Source organism: Acrocarpospora catenulata (assembly GCF_018476525.1).
In the GTDB taxonomy this organism is placed as follows: domain Bacteria; phylum Actinomycetota; class Actinomycetes; order Streptosporangiales; family Streptosporangiaceae; genus Acrocarpospora; species Acrocarpospora catenulata.
Window position 1 is genome coordinate 84,680 of record NZ_JAHCST010000025.1, and the last position, 19,946, is coordinate 104,625.

The window sequence follows — 19,946 nt, forward strand, 5'->3', positions numbered from 1 at the left end:
CATGAAATCGGAGGGGTCTCGTTCGTACCGGATGACGGTGCGGGCGGCAACGACGGCGCGAACCGGTGAGCAGATCGTGTCGGCGGCACTCGCGCTGTACCACGAGCTGTGGTTGGACGAGATCACCGTGGAGCAGGTGGCCGCGCGCGCGGGCGTGTCGAGCAAGACGGTCCTGCGTCGCTACGGGAGCAGGGACGGCCTGCTGACCTCGGTCGCGGGCCAGCTCGCCGCCGACGTGGCCGAGCAGAGGTTCGCGGCGCGAGTCGGGGACCTCGACGACGCCGTGAACAACCTGATGGCCCACTACGAGCGAAACGGACGCCTCGCCCTGCGCAACCTCGTGCAGGCTCAGCGTTCACGCTGGATCGCCTCACTCGTCGACCACGCCCGTGCCGAGCACGCGCAGTGGGTATCAACGATCTTCGCCCCGTTCCTCGCCCGGGACGACGACGTCGACCGGGAACTCCTACGCGTTCAGCTGACCGCCGTGACGGACATCGCGATGTGGAACGTGCTGCGCAACGAGCTGGGCCTGTCCCCGGCCCGTACCGAACAAGCCATAGCCGGCCTCCTGTGCGGCCTCCTGAGAGAGGACCACCCATGACCCGCTTCCTGTTCTACCTGAGCCCGCAGACCGGACACCTGTTTCCCCACGTGCCCGCGTGGCAGGAGCTGATCCACCGCGGCCACGAGGTTTCCGTACGATGCCAGCCGCAGCACATCCCCTTGCTCGCCGAGTTGGGGATCGCGGCCGAACCGGTCGCGCCGGCCATCATCGCCCGCGAACAGGACGACTGGAAGGCGCGTACCCCGATCGAGGCGTTCGAACGTTCGATGCGGACCTTCCTCGACCGCGCCCGGCTGGAAATCGACGACCTGCGTGGATCGCTCGCGAAGACGACCCCCGACGTCGTGGTCGTCGACGGACTGTGCTGGGGAGCCGCCGCGGCCGCCGAGGCATCCGGTCTGCCGTGGGCCTGGACCGCGCCGTACCCTCTCGCGATCGAATCCAAGGACCTCCCCCCGCCCGGACTCGGGCTCGCGCCCCGATCCGACGTCATCGGCGCACTGCGAGATGCCGCGGTCGGTGCCGTCACACGCCGCTTCTACCGGCCGTTCCTCGCCGAACTCAACGAACTGAGGACCGGGCTGGGGGTGTCGGCCGTTGCCGATCTGACCGAGATGTGGACGACGCGTGCGCCCCTCACGATGATCTGGGTCGCCGAGCCGCTCGAATACCCGCGTTCGGACTGGCCGTCGACCGTGTCCCTCGTCGGCCCGAGCGTATGGTCCCCTCCGACACCCGAGCCCGGCTGGCTGGCCGCGGTCGATGTCCCGCTCATTCTCGTGAGCTGCTCGACCGAACGCCAAGCCGACGGCCGGCTGGCGACCGTCGCGCTGGAGGCGCTCGCGGACCGGGACGTCTTCATTGTCATCACCACGGGCGCCGCCGACATCGAGCTCGGGCCCTTACCTCGCAACGCGCGCGTCGAGCGCTTCGTCCCGCACGGCCCTGTCATCCGCCGAGCGGCGTGTGTGATCTGTCCAGGCGGGATGGGCACCGTCCACGCCGCCCTGCTCGCCGGCGTCCCGCTCTGCGCGGTGCCCTTCGGCCGGGACCAACCCGAAGTCGCCCGACGTATCGAGCGCGCCGGCGTCGGGGTCAGGCTGCCGGCCGGCCGACTGAACGCGAAGCGACTCCGCCGAGCCGTGGACAACGCGCTCGGAATGCGCCGGCGCGCCGCCGACGTCGGGCGGCAACTCACGCACGCCTCGAACCCCGCCAACGCGGCCGACGCTCTCGAATCACTCCAACCCATCCTCGACGACCCCTCTCTACCTGTCTAAGAAGCGGAAGCGCCAGAAACGGGCCATAGGCCAGGGCTGGATCACGCGCTACCCGCCCAGGACCTCGATCGCGCGGGCGGCGGTGTGAAGGAAAACCGGGTCTCCGGTGATGGTGTGCTGGCGGAGTACCGCCTCGGTCAGCTTGATCGCGTGTTCCTCGCCTGTCTCCGCAGCCTGCCCAGCGAGTTCCTTGGGGGAGGATGGGTCGGCCGAGGGTGGTGGCTCCACGGTGCCCTGGTAGGCGTAGCCGCTGTACAGGGCGGCCGACATCTGCCAGATCCGGTCGTAGGTGGGGCGCCAGGTCTCCTGCGGTAGGTGGTGGAGGATCGAGGAGACGGCTATGGGCATGGTCACCGCGTGGGTGAAGGGGATCGGCGCGTGCCTGGCGTGCGTGAGGAACACCCCGGAAAACACTCGCGACAGTTCGGACAGGTCGGCCCGGACGTCCGAGGGCGGGCGCAGCGCGGAGACGGCGTTCGCGAACTCCGGCAGGTCCTTCAGATTGCCGAGATGGCTAACGATGAGGCTCCTGGGAGCCAGTTCCAGGATGGGCAGTACGGCGACGGCCTGTTCCATCGTCCGCACTCCGGCGGTGAGTGGCCTGCCGGGAAGCTCGACATAGGCGGCGGCCCAGTAGGCCAGGGCATGGGCCAGCTCCGCCTGTCGCGGTTCGGTCTCCTGGTCGGCGACGGCTCGTACGGCGTGTGCCGTACGGATCACACCGTGGGTGGCGCCGGCCGCCAGCCCAGGGGTGAGCCGGGGCCACCACTGGGCCAGCACCTCACGCCAGGGGGATTCGGCCAGCGCGGCCGTGAAGTACGCGGTCCAGTCGCCGATCCTGCGCTTGTCACCGAGCGCGTCCCGCCAGTCGGTGATGCGCTCCCGGGTGCCCGGTTGGTCGTCAAGCTTGGGCAGGTACGCGGAGATCCATCCCGGCACCATCTCCGGCGCGCCCAGCCGCACCAGGGCCTCGGCCACCATAGGGCCGTGGTTGGACAGTCCGCCGTGGAACTCAGGACCGGTGTCTGCCAGCCGTACGAGTGCTTCGTCCAGTTGATCCATATCGCCTCCCCACTATATAGGAAATCTACTATATAGCGGGGAGGCGATATGGTGTCCAGTGTGGAGATCGAGGTTCTGCGGGCGCTCGCCCATCCGGTACGGCTCGGCATCGTACGCAAACTGGCCGCCGAGCCTGAGATCTGCGCATGTGACTTCACCGACGAGTTCGAGGTGAGCCAGCCGACGATCTCGGCACATCTCAAGGTGCTGCGCGAGGCGGGGCTGGTCACCACGAGACGGCGGGGCACCACCATCTGTTACTCACTGAACCGCGAACCGCTGGCCGCACTCGCCGCCGATCTGGGGGCACTGTCCGTCGGGGAAGGCGCCCTGACGTAACACCGCTCCGCACCGCACACCCGTACCCGCCTCACCCGCGCCGCACGGCAGAACCACAGCCCTCCTGGGCCGACACCCCGGGTGAGACACGGGCATGACGCGCCGACGAAGCGACCGAGGTGTGCCCGGAGTAAACCACCGCAGCCTCGCTCACCCCGAGCCCCGGCGACCACGGCCGGGATGCGGTTGGCGTCGCGCGCCCGGTAGTGGCATTTCAGGCTCGTCCCCGCCGCCCGAGCGAGCGCCGTGATCCGAGGCGACGCGGAACGCCGTGACCTGCACATACGTCGGTCTGCTTGAGAAGCACATACTGAGTATGCATACTTAGTATCCATGTCGACCAGGCACGGCCTGCTCGCCCTACTCAGCAGGGGACCCCGCTATGGCTACCAATTGCGGGTCGAGTTCGAGGCGTCGACCGGGGCGACCTGGCCGCTCAACATCGGCCAGGTCTACACGACGCTGTCCCGCTTGGAGCGCGACGGTCTGGTCAAGCCGGGCGAGTCGGACGAGCAGGGCCGGGTCGTCTACACGATCACCGCGGCCGGCCGGGAGGAGATGGCGCGATGGTTCAGCACCCCCGTCGTCCCGTCCGACCGGCCGCGGGACGAGCTGGTCATCAAACTGGCCATGGCCGTCGCGGCCAAGGAGGTGGACGTCTCCGAGGTCATCCACAAGCAGCGGACGGCGACCATGCGAGCCCTTCAGCGGCTGACCCGGGCCAAGCGAGCCGCCACGGACGGCGTGGCCCAGCGGCTCGTGCTCGATTCCATGATTTTCCAGGCCGAGGCCGAGCAACGGTGGCTGGACCACTGTGAGGCCGTTCTCACGGAGGAACGATGACAGTCGTACGGCTGGCAGAGGTGGCCAGAGTCCATGGCGAAGGGGCGGCAGCCGTCCACGCGCTGAAGTGCGTGAACCTCGAGGTCGACGCGGGAGAACTGGTCGCGGTCATGGGCCCGTCCGGGTCCGGCAAGTCGACCCTGCTCAATCTCGCGGGCGGGCTCGACCGGCCCACGTCGGGGATGGTGCACATCGGCGAGCAGGACCTGGCCACCCTGCGTGACCTGGCGGCCCTGCGGCGCCGCCGCGTCGGCTACGTCTTCCAGGACCTCAACCTGATCACGTCGCTGACCGTGGTGGAGAACGTGATGCTGCCGCGTGAGCTCGACGGCGTGCGCTCACGCCGGGCCCGGCAGGAGGCCATGGCCGTGCTGGCGGAGATCGACGTGGCGGACCTGGCCGACCGCTTCCCCGGCGAGCTGTCCGGTGGCCAGCGTCAGCGGGTCGCGATCGCCCGCGCTCTGGTCGGCGAGCGGCGCCTGCTGCTGGCCGACGAACCGACCGGCGCGCTCGACACGCGCACCGGCGACGAGATCCTGCAGACGTTACGGGCTCGCTGTGACGCGGGCGCGGCGGTCCTGCTGGTCACTCACGAGCCGCGCTACGCCGCCTGGGCCGACCGTGTGGTGTTCCTCCGCGACGGGATGATCGCGGACACCACGGACGTGTCGCTGGTGAGCGCCCGATGAGCGCCGTACTGGTCGCGCTGCGCCTCTCCCGCAGAAACGCGTGGCGTTCCCGGGGGCGAAGCGCGCTCATCATGGTGATGATCGGCCTGCCCGTCCTGGTGATCACGGGGGTCTTCACCCTCACCGAGACCATGACCGTCACCGCTCGGGAGGGGCTGGTGGCCGCGCTCGGCACGGCCGACGCCCGCCTTCTCCAGATACCTGAGGGTACGGTGCTCCAGCAGGAGCCGAACGGGGCGAGCTGGAACACGGGAGGCGGCGACGACGGAGCGGCCGCTCCCGAGCTGAGCACCGCCGAGGTGGCGGCCCTGCTCGGACCGGGCACCCGGTTGATCCCCTTCAACTCCGGCGTGCTCCGACTGGGCGCCGAACGGGTCGACGCGCTGGAGACCGACCTGCGCGATCCCCTCACCTCGGGGATGCTGACATTGAGCGAGGGCAGATTCCCCGCCGCCCGCGAGGTCGCGGTGACACCCGCGCTCGGCCTGCGGCCCGGGGACATCCTGCGGCCGTCCGGCGCGGCGCCGCTGACGGTGGTCGGCGTGGTCGAGCACCCGCACCGGCCCTCGCTTCGCGAGGTCGTGGGCCCGGACCTGCCGCTGGCACCCCTGGATGAGTTCTGGTCTCCGGACTCGTACGGTTCCGGCTGGCTCGCCGACACCGCGAAGCCCGTGTCCTGGACCGACGTGCCCGCGTTGAACACGGCCGGCCTGTACGTCACCTCCCGCGCCATGATCTCGGACTGGCCGCGCGCCCTGGTTCGTTTCTCCCCCTTGGACATCCCGCAGACGGTCGGGCTCGGCGCCATGGTGATCATGGTGCTGCTGGAGACCGTACTGCTGGCCGGGCCCGCCTTCGCCGTGGGCCTCAGGAGACGGCGCCGGGAACTGGCCGAGATCGCGGCGCAGGGCGGCTCCGCCGGGCACCTGCGGACGATCGTGCTGGCCGACGGACTGGTCCTCGGCGGTGCGGCCACCCTCGTGGCGACGGCGCTGGGCGTCGGGGCCGGCGTGCTGGGCGCCCCGGTCGCGGCGGCGCGCTGGGGAGGGCAGGTCGGCCCGCCCGATGTGCCGTGGGCGCCGGTTCTGGGCGTCGCCGCGCTGGGCCTGATCGCCGGGGTCGTGGCGGCGCTGGTGCCTGCCGTACAGGCGGCTCGGCAGGACAATGCGACCGTGCTGGCCGGCCGCGCGCCCGCGGTGGCCGATCGGCCGGGATGGCCTCTGGTGGGGGCCGGGCTGGTGCTGGCCGGGCTGGGGGCGACCGTGGTGGCGCGGCGCCAGCCGGGATCGATGTGGGTGTGGGCCGCCGCGGTGCTGGTCATGATCGGGCTGGTGGTGCTGACGCCATGGCTGGTCCGCCTCACGGGACGGGTGGCCGCGCGGTTGCGGCTTCCGCTGCGGGTGTCCGTCCGCGACGCGGTCCGCCACCGATCCCGTACGGCGAGCGCCGTGGCGGCGGTCATGGCAGTCACGGCCACGGTCGTGGCGACGGGCATCGGCACCTACAGCGAATACATGGATCGGCGCAACGCCTACACCTCGGCGCGCCCGACCGGCATGCTGGCGATCTGGGGCGGCACCATGGCCGACGCGACCTGGAACCGGCTTCGCGCCGAGGCGGGCCGCCAGTTGCCGGGCGTGCCGCTGGCCGCCGGCTATCAGGTGCAGGACGCCCAGGGCCGCCGCTACGCGTTGCGATACACGGTGCGATGGAATGGGACACGGACGCGCCGCACGGCGGCCGTCGGCGACGAGGCTCTGCTCAGGCTCCTGCAAGGGCGCCACGATCCGCGGGCGGCCGCGGCGCTGGCGAGCGGCAAGGCCGTGGTGTTCGACGCGGCCGCGGTGCGGAATGGCAAGCTGGCGCTGCGGGCGGGCTCCACGTCCGGCCCCGCGCGCAAGCTTGAAGTGCCGGCGGTGCTGGCCACACCCGCCGACGAGTACCAGGGCGGGGCCCTGCTGCCGCGCGCCCTGGTCGAGCAGGCCGGCTTCTCGACGAAGGAGCGTCAGCTCTATGCCATGTACCGGCCACCGGCCGACTCGACATTGTGGCGCGATCTTGGCAAGGTGACCCCCCGCGTTTCGGTCGCCTCCGAAGAGGGCTATCGCAACGTGCCCGACCCCAGCTTGTGGGGCTGGCTCGGTGGCGCTCTCATCCTCGTCGTCGGTGGCACGCTGGTCGCCACCCGCCTGGCAGCCGCCGACATGCGGCCTGAGCGGGCGACGATGATGGCCATCGGCGCACCGCCGGGCACGTTGCGGATGGTCGTGGCCGGCCAGGCCCTCTACATATCCGGGCTCGGCGCGCTGGTGGGGCTGGTCGCGGGGACGGTGACGGGCGTGGCGCTGAGCCGGCCGATGACGACGCACGGCGCCGGAGATCCCGCCACGATCGCCATACCGTGGTCATTCGTGATCGCTGTGGCGGTGGGGCTACCCGTTCTGGCGACGGTGGCGGCACTGATCACCCGGACCAGACTGCCCCTCGCCCGCCGGCTCCTGTGACACGGATCCTGGACTGCTCGCGACCACCGCGTACGCCATTCGGTCATGTCCGCTGCCGGGGCTCAGCGCAGCTCCGGCGCCGATCTCCTCTACTAGCGGCGCGAGCAGGGAGCAATGGCGCTCCCCGCCTGGACTATGCGGAGGAGCAGCTCGTGCCGCTGCTGATTCGGTCGTAACCGCGGTTATGCAGGTGGAATTCATGCCGCTTTGGGTGATCAAACGTGAATGGAACTTTCCTGGTCCCGTGGTGGTCACGGGATGGAACGCGATGTCACGCCCTAGCTGACGAGACGAGGAACCACCGCATCACTCGGTGGTCGGAGGATGGGAAGACTGTTATGCGTATGATCGTTACTGCGGCCATAGCCGGGGTCGGCATCCTCGTCTTCTCGTCCGCCTCTGCCGCGACAGCCGTATCGGCTCCCCGGAAGTCGTGCACGTTCACCTGGTTCAACATCGACGACCGTCACGTGCTCAGCGCGGTCTCCGAGGCGAAGACGCTGGCAAAGGGTGAGAAGTGGGTCCCGGTCATGCAGGTGCTGCGGTCGGGCGTCGCGCAGGTGACCGGGGTGAAGCTTGATAAGCCGCAGGCGGCGATCACGTCGTTGGGCAAGCGAGTCCGTCAGCGGTTGGAACCGATCGGCCGGACGTACCCCTCCAAGGGCAGTCAGGGTGAAATCTCTGGCGCCGGCGCGAAGAAGCTCGTCGCCTACCAGAAGGTGCACCACCTGGTGGACGCCGACTTCGTCGTGGAGTGCGCTGGAAAGCGGCTTGGCTCGGGACACGCCACTTCCTGGAATATCGAAGCCCACGGGACGGCCCGGTGTGGTGTCAAGACGGGGGACAAGACCCGCATTTCCGACACGGCGCTGAAGCTGGCCTGCTAGGCGCTAGGGGGCGCTGTTCAGCAGGTGAGGTCGCTGCGGAGGAACTCATCGAGATGGGTGAGGAGCCGGGCCAAGCCGGCTGTCTAGCATCGGCCGCCTCCAGGAAGATCGCTACCTCCCTGGCAGTTATCGAGAATGCGGCTGATCTCGCCGGACACGTCGTAGGTAAGACGGTCGTCTTGGACGGTGATCGGGCTGGCGGTGTCGGCGGCAGTCTGGGTGGTGACGCGGTTGAGCCAGCCGGTCCGGGTGTCCCATTCCAGGGTGCGTTTGATCTTGCCGGATGTGCCGTATCCACGTTGAGAGAGCCGTCGGGTGGAACAGTAAGCGGTGGAGTCGATGTAAGCCGCCGGCCCCAATGCCAACGAGCGGTTCTTACGATTCGTGTACGACCGATGTGTGCATGTGGTCGAAGTAGTGCTCGGCGAAGAGTTTCGCGGTCAGTTCCCCGCGGCTGCTCACGCCGGCCTTCTCGAAGACGGACTTGATGTAGTCGCGCACGGTGTGGCTGGACAGGAAGAGTTCGGCGGCGATGTCCGAGGTCGAGAGGCCGCGGACGAGGGCCCGCAGTACCTCGCGTTCCCGGGCGGTCAGCGCGTACGCCTCCACGATGATAGGGACGATCTCGGTGCCCTGCGCGGGCTTGATCACGATGGCGACCGGGCTGCCGGGATCTCTCTCATCCATGCAGGAGGCGTGGAGCACGACCCACCGGCCGCTACGGTCCCGGCAGCGCAGCCAGGCGGATCCGGCCTCGTCATGGCCCCTGGCGACCGCCTGGGCCTGCGACACCAGTCCCTGCAACCGGTACGCCTCCGGACCGTGCGACGCCGGGTGCTCCGACAGCAGGATGGTCCACGAATCCTCGCCCTGGTCGTAGATCTCGCGGAGCCACGCCTTGGCGTGCGTGTTGGCGGACATGAGCATGCCCTGAGCGTTGAAGAGCAGCACGCCGGGCGACCTGAGCGCCTCACTCCCCCGGGTAGCGGGCACCTGCGACACGCTGCGGTTGCGCAGGGCAACCCCCACGGGACGGGAGATGGACTGCAGGAGCCTGAGCGCGTCCGTGTCGAAGGGCGGGCGCCCCTTCTCCCGGTAGAGACCGGCCACCGCCCAGGTCGTGGTGCCGGTACGGAAGGCCACGCGCACTTCGTCCTCGTACCCCTGCGGGCGGACGAACTCCCGGTAACGCGTGCTGCGGAGGGGTCTGTCACCGGTGGCCATGCGCAACGACCCCGCCGTCTCCGGTTGCCGGGCCAGGTCGCGGAAGAGCAGTACGTCGTGGGCCTGGAACTCGCTGTGCCACAACGGCCAGCAGTACGAGGCGTCCATACTTTCGATCCGCTTGTACGAGGCCGCGAGCAGTGTCGTGGGATCGACCCCGAACCACAGGCCACCGTCAAACGGAACGGCCTTACGCACCTCACCGCTGACCGCAGCCAGGAACTCGTCAACGGTCGCGTAACGCGCGTCCGCGCTCTGGATGGACGCCACCAGACGCTCGGCGGCCATGGCCCTGGTCATGCCAAACATGCTAATCCTGGGCTGTTTCCGCATCATCCCCCCAAATGGGGGGAGTCGCTGGCCCTGGTGCCGTGTCAGAGCCGCGTCCGCCCCACATGCACGGGAACGGAATCGCACTTACAGGCGGCGAGCCATGGCTGATCTACCGATCGTCGCCAACCACCATGTTTGAGGTCCGACTTGGCGGTCGGGGAAGCGAGCGAATGGGCGACGATGAAGTGGTCGCCGTCAAGTATGAGGAGCCGCCTGCCCCCTTTTGCCGGTGAGATGCGGCGCTCCGCGCATTGGTTCGCGCAGAACAGAGCCCGAGGTGTCCGTGAACGCGGCATCACCGAGCGAAGCGACCGGCCCAGCCCCAACCGTCACGGCGACGACATCGCCGAGCTCACCCGTGGCTAGAACGGGAGCGGCGGAGATCACTCGGGCTTGCGGGCCCAGACAATCATGCCTAGGAACGTGTCGAAGAAGCGACCCGCACGGTGCGCGGCTTCACCGGCGTCAAGCCATTTCCGGTATGTCGCCGCATCCAGCGCGCCGGATTCCACGGCCGCGGCGAGGGCGGGCTGGGCCAGCCGTAAATAGAGGTCATAGGAAAGGGGCATGGCGATGGGTTCGGAGGTGACGTCGCGCAGCCCGGCGTCGTAGAAGAGCCGGCCGAGCGATCGACCTGTCCACGGATGCGGGAGCGTCGCCTCCAGGGTGTCCTGCACACGCCGAGCCGCCGACCGGTCGGGCATATCGATCGTGGCGGCGCCGTAGTCGAGTTCGAAGACGACCACCGTGCCACCGGGTTTCACCACTCGGACGATCTCGTTGATCGCCCGCATCTGGTCGGGGACGTACATCAGGACACGCTCGGCTCGTACGACGTCCATGCTGGAGTCGGCCAGATCGAGCCGTTGCGCGTCACCTGTCCGGCACTCGACGAGGTCGCCGAGATGCGCCGTGCGCCGCCGCGCCTCGGCGATCATGTCAGGGTTCAGGTCGACGCCGATGACGCACCCGCCGGGCCTGGCCAGTTCGGCTAACCGGGGCAGCTCATGCCCCATGCCACAACCGAGGTCGAGGATACGCAGCCCCTGCCGCCGATCGAGCACACCCGCCATACGGTGTTTGACCGCCTGGACCAGCGGCAACCCATCAACGCGATCGAGAAAGGCGAACAGCCCCTCTTTGAGGGTATCCACATCCGATCGCTGGAAAGCCAAATGAATATCGGATGACAAGGGACTTTCCTCCCCTCCGGCCCACACGATGAGGCAGCGCTCAAGTGTACTTCGGCACGACTTTCCATCCGGCTTCACAGAGCATCCCGACCTGATCTGGGGAGCGGTGCAGTCGGCAGAACCTTTGATCAGGGCTTACTCGGCCCATCCGGCCAGGGCGCTGCGTGATGCGGTCTGCCGGGAGCGTCCGCATTCCACCGGGGTCGAGTCGGCCACCCATACGTCGTCGCTCCACAGGCTGCTGTCACGGCCCAGGACGCGGATCATGTGCAGTACCAGGGCGGAGGCGGCGCGCAGGCGTTTGTTGTAGCCGCTTTGGCCGGGCAGGTAGGGGAACATGCCGGCCAGATGTGTGCGGTGGCGAGGGTGTTCAGGTCTTTCGTCACAAAGATCTTGGACACCCTCGCCCATGTTCGCAGACGATCAGCGAACCTCAGCCCTTGGAATCAATCATCTAGTCCTCATCGGTGAGGACTCCAGCGCCCCGATGAGTTGCCAGGAAGGTGGCAACCTCTGCGAGATCAGCTCGTTGAGTTCCGGAGCCGTCGTCATCTCGCCTTTGGTACGCAGCCAAAAGCTCGGCGATCAATTCATCATCAAGCCGAGGAACGACATATTGCGGCGTAGTACCCCGTAGGAAGAGCAGGGAGGAGACACGACTAGCCGGGCCGGGAACATCGCCGTGCTTGTCCAGGACCCTCCCAAGGCGGAGTCGGGGAGCGACCACCACGAGATCGTCAAGCACCGGCGCCTCTTTGCAGTTCCACCATCTCCTGACCTCGTCGTCCGGAACCTCACAATCCACGACCACCAACGAGATGTCACACGTCAAATCCGTCACAAGGTCATCCTGGCCGCTCTTCACGCCCTCTGCACACAGCGGCCATTTAGCCGGGTGACGAGGGGGCAACGACGGTCCCCCATGACCGGCTCCACGTCCAGGTCAGCGTCCGCACAGGGTCCGCACCGCCGTCTGCCCATGAGCGCAAGGAACTTCGCAACTTTTCGCGCTGAATGGCCGGGAGGCAGTGAGAGTTAGATGTCGAGGGTGACGTTAACCAAGGATTTCAACGCCGCGTTAGAAATGAGTACGTTTCTGCGGCGTTGCTTCGGTCGATTTCCGTCACGGAGCATGATCCAAGGGAATTGGCGAGGCGATCGTCGGTTAGGCGCACCTGACCAAGGTCTACAGACTGGTCACGGAGGCGAAGGGGCGTTTCAGTCACGAGGCGTTGCTCCCAGAAGGCGTTCGATGAGTTGAATCGCGGAGCGTCGAGAGCGGGGCTCACCGCTGTCCAGCAGATCCACAGCGATCACCCCGACCGACATGACCTCACGAGCGAGGACGACAGACAGGTGGGATTCGGATACGGCCGGGACCCGCAGTACCAGATTGCCCGACGGATCGGGGCTGAGGCGGAACTCCCGCTGAAGGACTCGCCAGGTCTGGTCGCTGACGTAGACCTCCGCTTCGTCCGTTGCGATGAGGTCGAGCCCGTATATGAAACCGGGTCGAGGGTGCCGTGAAACCGGCAGCGTCGACAGTGGAGGCATGAGTATCACAGAACTCGACCGGGCCGGGGGCGGTGCTGTCGTCTCCGGTGGGACCGGTCTGGCCGTGCATGCGGAAGGGCTGGTCAAAACGTTTGGCGAGCATCGTGCCGTGGACGGGATTGACCTGGATGTGCGGCCTGGGGAGATTTTCGGCGTCCTCGGGCCGAACGGTGCCGGCAAGACCACCACGCTACGGATGCTGGCCACGCTGTTGAAGATCGACGCCGGTCGCGCCGAGATCTTCGGTGTCGACGTGGTGGGCAACCCGCACGTGATCCGGCAGCTGGTCGGTGTCACCGGGCAGTACGCGTCGGTCGACGAGCACCTGACCGCCCGCGAGAACCTCTGGCTCTTCGGCCGGCTGCTGGGGATCGCCTCGCCGCGCGCCCGGCGGATCGCCACCGAGTTGCTTGAGCAGTTCGGCCTGGAGGAGGCGGCGAACAAGCCGATCGCGCAGTTCTCCGGCGGCATGCGGCGGCGCCTCGACCTGGCCGCCAGCCTGATCAGCCGACCGCCGCTGATCTTCCTTGACGAACCGACCACCGGCCTCGATCCGCGTACCCGCGGCCAGATGTGGGACACCATCCGCGGCTTGGTCGCCGACGGCTGCACGGTGCTGCTGACCACGCAGTACCTCGACGAGGCCGACCAGCTCGCCGATCGGGTCGCCGTCATCGACCTCGGCCGCAAGGTGGCCGAGGGAACCCCTGATGAGCTGAAGACCGCGGTCGGCAACTCCACCCTCCAGCTGCTGCTCGCCGAGCCGGGCGAGGTGCCCGCCGCCGCGGAGGTGGTCCGGCGCGTCCTCGGCTCCGATCCCGTCCTGAGCCCGGAGCGGGGCCGGCTCAACGTCGCCCTCGACCAGGCCGACCTCGCCGCCGACGTGCTGATCGCGCTGCGGACCGCCGGGGTCTCGATCACCTCGGTGAGCGTGGCCAAGCCCAGCCTGGACGAGGTGTTTCTCGCCCTCACCGGCCACGGGGCGGACGGAGACGACGAAAACAGCAGGGAGGAGAACCGATGAGCACCATGATCGCGCCTGCCCGGGAGACCGTGCGGGCCGCCGACCGGGTGTCGGCTGCCCGGCGGCACGTCTCCCCGGGGGAGACGCTGAGCCAGACCCTGACGATGGCGTGGCGGGCGCTCAAGAAGATGCGCCGCAACCCGGAACAGTTCTTCGACGTGACGTTCCAGCCCGTCCTGCTCACCGCGATGTTCGCCTACATCTTCGGTGGCGCCATCGCCGGTGACGTGGCGAGCTATCTCCCGCTGATGATCCCCGGCATCCTCGCCCAGACCGTGCTGACCAGCTGCATGGCCACCGGGACGCAACTGCGCGAGGACATGGAGAAGGGGGTCTTCGACCGATTCAAGTCGTTTCCGATCGCCCGGATCGCGCCACTCGCCGGCCCGATGGTGGCCGACCTGTTGCGTTACACGATCGCGGCGACCCTGACCTTCTGCATGGGCCTGCTGCTGGGTTACCGGCCCGGTGGCGGAGCGCCAGGCGTGTTCGCCGCGATCGTGTTGGCGATCTTCACGGGCTGGTCGCTGGCGTGGGTCTTCACCTGGGTCGGCACGATCGCCCGGAGCGCCCAGGCCGTGCAGGGCATCTCCATGATGATCCTGTTCCCGCTGACCTTCCTGTCCAACGCGTTCGTCCCGGTCGAGACCTTGCCGGACTGGCTTGCCGCGTTCGTCAAGATCAACCCGGTCTCACACCTTGTCACGGCCGCCCGCGACCTGGCCAACAGCGCGCTCGTCACCGGAGAGGTGGCCTGGACGGTCCTGGCCTGCCTGATCGTCATCACGATCTTCGCCCCACTGTCCGTCCACAGCTACAAGCGGCACATGTGAGCCCCCCGCGCCACGGACCTTCTCGACGAGCGCCCGTGCTTCGTCGAGAAGGTCCGAGCCGTGCCGATGACCGTATTCGGCGCGCATGGCGGCGATCATGCCGGGCGCGGCCGCCTCGGCGTGCGGTTCGATCCGCTCGAAGGCCAGGCTCGGCGCGAGGCGGCTGTAGGCGAACCGCTCGGCCAGCACCAGCAGGTCGGCCGCGTCGCCGGGGGCCATGCCCCCGCGCAGCGTGCCCCAGGCACCGAGCGCGAAAAGAATCGAGCCGCACGACGGGTAGTCGAGGAAAGGGCTTCCCTCTGTCAGCACGTCGCCGGCCCGGAAGGTGACGCAGAAGTGGAACAACTCCTCGCCGTACCGCAGGTCCGCAGGGCCGGCGTGGTAGGCGTGCGCCGTCAGGGCGAAGGCCTCCGCGATGACCACCCACGGCTCGGCTCCGGTCAGCGGCACCCCGGGCATGCGCAGGTCACGCGCCTGCTGGACGGCCAGGCGGTACTCCGCCAGGGCGGCGGCCGTGTCACCGCGCGAGAGGGCGAGTTCGGCGGCTAACAGCGGGACGATCGCCTGCCCACCGAGGACCGCCTCGCCGTCGTTGATCCGGGTGATCTCCGTGAACTCGGCTGCCGCGGTCTCGGGGTCTCCCTCGGCGAGCGCGGCGAACAGCACCACCCCGTGCAGTTGCGTCTCGTCGTCTGTGGCGCCGAGCCGGCTCAGGACCGGAAGGGCGGCCCGCGCGTGGCCGATCGCCCCCTGGCGGTCACCGAGCTGCAGGGACAGGTGGGCCAGCGTGGCGTGCAAGGTCGCCGCGATCCACGGTCCGTCCTCCTCGCGGACCAGCGCCAGAGCTCGCCCGGCCGCCGCGGTCGCCCCCGCCAGGTCGCCCGAATTCTCCAGAAGATGGGCGTTCAGATGCGTCGCCATCAGCGCCGTTTCACGAACGTCGCTCCGGCACAGTTCGGCGAGCCGCCGGCGGCAACCGACGGCATCGGATGGGTCATTGGCGAGCACCACCGCCGCCATCGCCGCGATCCGAATGTCCGTCGTGTCCCGGATGGGCAACCTGCCGAGCAGGCCACGCAGTTCCCTACCCTCGCCTTCCCCGATGATCATCACGTTCATGAGAACGATCAGCAGGGCCACCCGGGTCACTTCTTCGAGCTCCGGGGGTGGATGCCAGCCGGTGACCGCCTGCCTGATCGCATCCCTGAGCACGATGATCCTTGGGTGGTCACCCCGGACCGACCACAGCGTGCCCACGCCGGCCAGCAGGTGGACCACGGTGGCGGGGTCGGGCTCACCAAGCGCCCGGCGGAGCAGGTCGGCCAGGTTGCTCTCCTCGGCCCGCAGCGCGTCAGCCGCCGCGAACTGGGCGGGGCCGAACAGCTTGGCGGCGTTCGTCCAGGCGTAATCGGTCGCCCAGGCCCGCAGCGCGGCCCGCGCGGGCGCCTCCTCGCCGGCCTCCGCCAGCCGCATCCGGCCGAACTCCTTGACGGTCTCCAACATCCGGTAGCGGAGGCCGTAGCCCGTCTCACGGACATTCAGCAGCGACTGCTCCGCCAGCGCGTGTACGGCATGCAGGGCATCGGGCCCCAGCACATGCTCGGCGGCGGTCAGCGTGAACCCGTCGCCGAACAGTGACAGCCACCGCAAGGCCCGCCGTTCGGGCTCCTCCAGCAGATTCCACGACCAGTCGATGACCGACAGCAGCGTCCGATGCCGGTCAGGAGCGGTGCGGTTGCCGCCACGCAGCAGGGCGAACCGGTCCGCCAGGCGCCGCGCGATCTCCTCCACCGACATCACCCGCACCTTGGCGGCGGCCAGCTCGATCGCGAGCGGCAGCCCGTCGAGGCGGGCGACGGTCTCGCCGACCACCCCTTCTTCGATCCGCACACCGGGACGCGCCGCCGTGGCGCGCTGCCGGAACAACTCCACCGCGTCGCCGGCATGCAGCTCGCTGAGGAGGTAGACCCGTTCGGCGGGGATCGACAAGGGGGCGCGGGAGGTGATGAGCACCCGCAGGTCCCGGGTGGCCGTGGTCAGAAAGGCCGCCAGGTCGGCGACGGCCTCGATCACGTGCTCGCAGTTGTCGAGGATGAGCAGCGCCGGAGCCTGGTCGAAATGCTGGGCGATCCTGGTCCGTATGTCGGCTCGCTGCTGGGGGGTGAGGGCACGACGCCCGCTGACCGAGTCGCGCACCCCGAGCGCCGAGCCCACCTCGCCGACCACGCCCTCGGGTGAGGAGACGCCGACGAGCTCAACGAAGTGAGCGATGGGCTGTGTGGCTTTCCTGCCGACGACGTGGGCGAGCCGGGTCTTGCCCAGCCCGCCCGGACCGATGATGGAGACCACCCGGCTGGTCTGGAGCAGGGCGTGCACCGCGCGGATGTCGTCGTCGCGACCGAGCAACGAGGAACCGTCGTACAGGATGCCCTCGCGCACCGGTCGATCCGCGATGATTAATCCGGCGTGCACGCGAGCGAGTTCGGGCCCTGGATCGGCGCCGAGGCGCTCGGCCAAGCCCGCTCGATAGCGCTCGTAGCGCTCCAGCGCCGCGGCGGCGCCGCGCACCGCGGCCTCGCTGCGCAGCAGGCAGGCGAGCAGTTCCTCATCGTGCGGCCAATCAGCCGCAGCCTTCTCCAGGAGCGGCAGCGCGCCCTCGTGGTCACCGCTTCGGCCGCGGGCGACAGCCGACACGCGACGCGCCTCGGCCAGCCGCCCGGCGGCCACGTCCCTCAGCTCCGCCAGCGGGCCCGTGGCGGCCTCCAGTTCGTCGGCTGCGAGACTCATGGCCTCTTCGGCACGTCTGAGCGCGAGGGCCACGTCGTCCTTGCCCAGCGCGGCACGTGCCTGCTCCACCAGAACGCCGAGCAGGAGCGTGTCCACCTGCTCATCGGGAAGTCCCACCCGATAACCGCGCGCGGTGCGCACCACGGCGTCGGCGGAGGTCGCGGCCCGGGTCCGTGAGACGACCACCTGCAGCGCCTTCGTGGGGTTGGCCGGCGGTTCGTCGCGCCACAGCTCGTCCACCAGGCGCTCGTCGCTGGCTCCCGTCCGTCCGTACATGACGAGCACCGCCAGCAGGGTCTGCGCGCGATCGCCGATCACACGGACGCCTCGCCAGCGGACGCCGTCGAGGAGGGTCAGCGCTGGAGCCACACTCTCAGCTTACGGTCGATCCCGGCGCTGCCCGCGCCTACGCGGCCACCTCACGCAGCCGGACCCAATCGACGACGTCGCCGGCCGTCATGCTCCCGCGTACAGCCGGTCCAGGTTGATGAGTTCGATGTCGGGTCGTTTGTCGGCAAGGCGAGCGAGGTCGCTTGAGAAGCCGGAACGGGCGAACAGGAGGAGCTTGGGGAGGGGGCCGACCTTGGCACTGGGCAGGAGGCCGCGTAGGTGTTCCAGTCGTTCCAGTTGAGGGGTGTCGACGGGAGCCTCGGTGCTCTTGGCCTCACCGATCGCGATGATGCGGTCAGCGGCGAAGGAGGTCGTCTCCGTGACGACGACATCCAGTTCGTGGCCTCGGCGGTGTTCGCGACAGGGCAGTTCCGTCGGGCGTACCGCAGTGGCGGTGCCGCCGAGCGTGTCGGGCGCCGCGTGCTCGAAGCACCACTGCCGTGCGAGGTCCTCGAAGTGTGCGCCGTAGATCTGAGCGGCGACGGTGTCCGCGTTGGAGACCCAGACACGATCGGCGCGGCCCGCGATCAGTTCGGCTTCGTGGCGTTGAATGAGAAGTTGGTGCAGGCGTACGACGGGTTCGGCGATGCGGAAGACGCTGCGCTTGCCGCGTAGGGCGTCGTCGATCTGTTCGATCAGGCCGATGTCCTGCAGGCCCGACAGCAGGTGGGCGAGGGCGCTGCTGGGGCGTCCCAGTGCCGCCGCTATCTCCGAACGCCGGTGGTTGCCGGCACTGATCGCGCTCAGCGTGGCCGAGTATGAGGTCGGATCGGTGATGGAAGGCTCTTCTCGGAGCAGCAGGGCGCCTTCACGGAACATCGCGGAGGCTGGGTTCAGTAGACGCCTCTGCACCCAGCGGTCGAACTCCGCTGTTTCCGTGGGTCCCGATCCGCCGCTCATCTCCAGATAGGCGGGGGTCCCACCCAGCAGGGCGTGCAGCCGAAACGCCAGCTCCGGATCGTGATCAGCGCCCCAGAAGGCGGCGGCCTCACGGAACCTGAAGGGGCGCATGATCAACTCCATGGCCGCCCGCCCGCGCAGGGGCGCACCGCCGGCGAGTAGCTGCGCCATCGTGGTCAGGGCGCTGCCGCAGAGGATCATCCGGGTTCGGGTGTGCTGCTTGGCGTGCCCGAGCGGGCTGAGCGCCTGCTGGAGGTAGGAGGGGAGCGCGGGCGTGGCCGAGACAAGGTAGGGAAACTCATCGATGATCAGGGGGACGGCCTGGTCCTCCCCGAGTCGGAGCACTTCGTCGATCGCTTCGCGCCACGTACGGAAGGTGACGGGCTGGCGTAGGCCGCGATGGGCGGCATAGGCCGCTCCGAGGTCGGCGAGGTTCTGCGCCTCGGTCTGTTGGGTCGCGCCGAACAGGAACCCGCCGGTCTGCTGGGCGAGCAGTTCGAGCATGAGGGTTTTGCCTTGGCGACGGCGGCCGTAGACCAGTCCGAGAGTCGCACCTCGCGAAGGGGACGCGACAAAGTCAGCGAGAGCTTCCCATTCGGTGTCCCGGCCGAACAAGCGCTCCGGCTTCTGCGACAACGACAGCCCTCCAGATCGTGGCAGCTATGGTAGTCGAAACTATCATAGGTGAAACTATCAAATCCGTGCGGGATCGGCAGAGCGGTAGCCGCGGTGGATGGGCAGCGGCTACCGCTCTGGTTGGGTCAGTTGCAGTTGGTTGCGGGTAGGCGGCGTCAGACGATGAGGTGACCTGGTGGCCGTTGATCGTCGCGGTGGCCGTCACCGTGGCCGTGCCTGCGGTGAGTTGGGGGGTGCGGGTGTTGAAGGACTGGTACGCCTGCTTGCCCGGGGCCACGTCGGCCACGGTCTTGGAGCCGTACGGGGTGGACAGGGTCACGGTGGCCGGCGTCGTGCCGTCGTTGGTGGCCGTTACCGCCACGTACGCGGAGGTGCCCAGGCACCGGGAGGAGGCGGTCACGGTCAGCGGGACGGTGTCGTAGCCGGTGCCGGTGAGGGACACGGCGGTCGGGCTGGATCGTGTCCCCGCTGTCGAACAGCAGCGTGTGATCTCGCCCCTTCTCGGCCCGGACCCCTTCTACGAGGCTGGAGATCCTGGCCAGGCCACGCCCCGTGTCCGGCTTATCGGTGTAGTAGTCCCAGTTGAAGATATGGGCATGTAGATCGGTCGTACTCATGACGGTGACGGAGACGCTGTCGTCGGTCGGCTCGGCATGTGCGGCCGGTAGGCCGATGGCGACGAGGCCCGCGAGCGTTTCGGACGACTTTTACAAAGGGTCCCGACGTGCTGAGCCCCTGGCCCACCCAGTGGATGGGCCAGGGGAGGGATAACCGTCAGGCGCAGGTGTATCCGCTTGGCAGTGAGGTGTTGCCGTTGGGGCGGCTGACCTGGAAGCCGAAGGTGGTGCTGGCTCCGGCGCCGAGGTTGCCGTTGTAGGCGGCGTTCCTGGCGGTCACGGT

General features: G+C 68.7%; 16 protein-coding genes and 2 pseudogenes. 10 read left to right on the forward strand and 8 right to left on the reverse strand.

The annotated features are described in order from the left end of the window. The first annotated feature begins 1 nt into the window (after window position 1). Entirely contained in the window at window positions 2-604 is a 603-nt protein-coding gene (locus tag KIP79_RS24740) for a TetR/AcrR family transcriptional regulator (RefSeq protein WP_214107296.1), read from the forward strand. Next, window positions 601-1,848 carry a glycosyltransferase gene (locus KIP79_RS24745; protein ID WP_214107297.1) on the forward strand — a complete coding sequence of 416 codons (1,248 nt, stop codon included), beginning with the start codon at window positions 601-603 and terminating at the stop codon, window positions 1,846-1,848. Before KIP79_RS24740 ends, KIP79_RS24745 begins: the two co-directional genes overlap by 4 nt. A 48-nt stretch (window positions 1,849-1,896) precedes the next feature. Here the strand turns inward: KIP79_RS24745 and KIP79_RS24750 are convergent, their stop codons facing one another. After that, window positions 1,897-2,910: a questin oxidase family protein gene (locus tag KIP79_RS24750; protein ID WP_214107298.1), complete on the reverse strand. Its 1,014-nt coding sequence runs from the start codon at window positions 2,908-2,910 to the stop codon at window positions 1,897-1,899. A gap of 60 nt (window positions 2,911-2,970) precedes the next feature. Here KIP79_RS24750 and KIP79_RS24755 point away from each other — a divergent pair, with 60 nt between their 5' ends. From KIP79_RS24755 to KIP79_RS24775, 5 genes are all read left to right on the forward strand, one after another. After that, window positions 2,971-3,249: an ArsR/SmtB family transcription factor gene (locus KIP79_RS24755; RefSeq protein ID WP_308169870.1), complete on the forward strand. Its 279-nt coding sequence runs from the start codon at window positions 2,971-2,973 to the stop codon at window positions 3,247-3,249. 333 nt (window positions 3,250-3,582) lie between these two features. Continuing rightward, window positions 3,583-4,092, forward strand: a complete 510-nt coding sequence (locus tag KIP79_RS24760; RefSeq protein ID WP_214107300.1) for a PadR family transcriptional regulator — start codon at window positions 3,583-3,585, stop codon at window positions 4,090-4,092. Beyond that, window positions 4,089-4,781 (forward strand): ABC transporter ATP-binding protein, encoded by a 693-nt coding sequence (locus KIP79_RS24765; RefSeq protein ID WP_214107301.1) that lies wholly within the window; start codon window positions 4,089-4,091, stop codon window positions 4,779-4,781. The genes KIP79_RS24760 and KIP79_RS24765 overlap by 4 nt, the downstream gene beginning before the upstream one ends. Continuing rightward, window positions 4,778-7,285 carry an ABC transporter permease gene (locus tag KIP79_RS49005; RefSeq protein ID WP_214107302.1) on the forward strand — a complete coding sequence of 836 codons (2,508 nt, stop codon included), beginning with the start codon at window positions 4,778-4,780 and terminating at the stop codon, window positions 7,283-7,285. Before KIP79_RS24765 ends, KIP79_RS49005 begins: the two co-directional genes overlap by 4 nt. A gap of 344 nt (window positions 7,286-7,629) precedes the next feature. Then, window positions 7,630-8,172: a hypothetical protein gene (locus KIP79_RS24775; protein WP_214107303.1), complete on the forward strand. Its 543-nt coding sequence runs from the start codon at window positions 7,630-7,632 to the stop codon at window positions 8,170-8,172. A gap of 83 nt (window positions 8,173-8,255) precedes the next feature. On the opposite strand, the gene KIP79_RS24780 is transcribed toward KIP79_RS24775, so the two are convergent. The 4 genes and pseudogenes from KIP79_RS24780 to KIP79_RS24795 form a co-directional block, all read right to left on the reverse strand. After that, window positions 8,256-8,537, reverse strand: a complete 282-nt coding sequence (locus KIP79_RS24780; protein WP_214107304.1) for a hypothetical protein — start codon at window positions 8,535-8,537, stop codon at window positions 8,256-8,258. A gap of 10 nt (window positions 8,538-8,547) precedes the next feature. After that, window positions 8,548-9,696 carry a helix-turn-helix transcriptional regulator gene (locus KIP79_RS49615; protein WP_308169871.1) on the reverse strand — a complete coding sequence of 383 codons (1,149 nt, stop codon included), beginning with the start codon at window positions 9,694-9,696 and terminating at the stop codon, window positions 8,548-8,550. 416 nt (window positions 9,697-10,112) lie between these two features. After that, entirely contained in the window at window positions 10,113-10,922 is an 810-nt protein-coding gene (locus tag KIP79_RS24790; protein WP_214107305.1) for a methyltransferase domain-containing protein, read from the reverse strand. A 138-nt stretch (window positions 10,923-11,060) separates the two neighbouring features. Next, window positions 11,061-11,279, reverse strand: a pseudogene (locus tag KIP79_RS24795) (IS982 family transposase); the annotation flags it as partial. 1,195 nt (window positions 11,280-12,474) lie between these two features. Here KIP79_RS24795 and KIP79_RS24800 point away from each other — a divergent pair. Together KIP79_RS24800 and KIP79_RS24805 are read left to right on the forward strand one after the other, a co-directional pair. Then, window positions 12,475-13,500, forward strand: coding sequence for an ATP-binding cassette domain-containing protein (locus KIP79_RS24800; RefSeq protein ID WP_214107306.1), 1,026 nt, complete (start codon window positions 12,475-12,477; stop codon window positions 13,498-13,500). Next, entirely contained in the window at window positions 13,497-14,333 is an 837-nt protein-coding gene (locus KIP79_RS24805; RefSeq protein ID WP_214107307.1) for an ABC transporter permease, read from the forward strand. Before KIP79_RS24800 ends, KIP79_RS24805 begins: the two co-directional genes overlap by 4 nt. Before the next feature lie 2,019 nt (window positions 14,334-16,352). Here the strand turns inward: KIP79_RS24805 and KIP79_RS47300 are convergent. Both KIP79_RS47300 and KIP79_RS24815 read right to left on the reverse strand, forming a co-directional pair. Then, window positions 16,353-17,396 (reverse strand): annotated as a pseudogene (locus KIP79_RS47300) (AfsR/SARP family transcriptional regulator); the annotation flags it as partial. 180 nt (window positions 17,397-17,576) lie between these two features. Continuing rightward, complete coding sequence (locus KIP79_RS24815; protein ID WP_250213766.1) at window positions 17,577-18,914, reverse strand: AAA family ATPase; 1,338 nt, start codon at window positions 18,912-18,914, stop codon at window positions 17,577-17,579. A gap of 299 nt (window positions 18,915-19,213) precedes the next feature. Between KIP79_RS24815 and KIP79_RS24820 the strand changes: the two genes are divergently transcribed. Then, complete coding sequence (locus tag KIP79_RS24820; protein ID WP_214107309.1) at window positions 19,214-19,468, forward strand: hypothetical protein; 255 nt, start codon at window positions 19,214-19,216, stop codon at window positions 19,466-19,468. Between the two features lie 352 nt (window positions 19,469-19,820). Here the strand turns inward: KIP79_RS24820 and KIP79_RS24825 are convergent, their stop codons facing one another. Then, window positions 19,821-19,943 carry a cellulose binding domain-containing protein gene (locus KIP79_RS24825; protein ID WP_308169739.1) on the reverse strand — a complete coding sequence of 41 codons (123 nt, stop codon included), beginning with the start codon at window positions 19,941-19,943 and terminating at the stop codon, window positions 19,821-19,823. Window positions 19,944-19,946 lie beyond the last annotated feature (3 nt).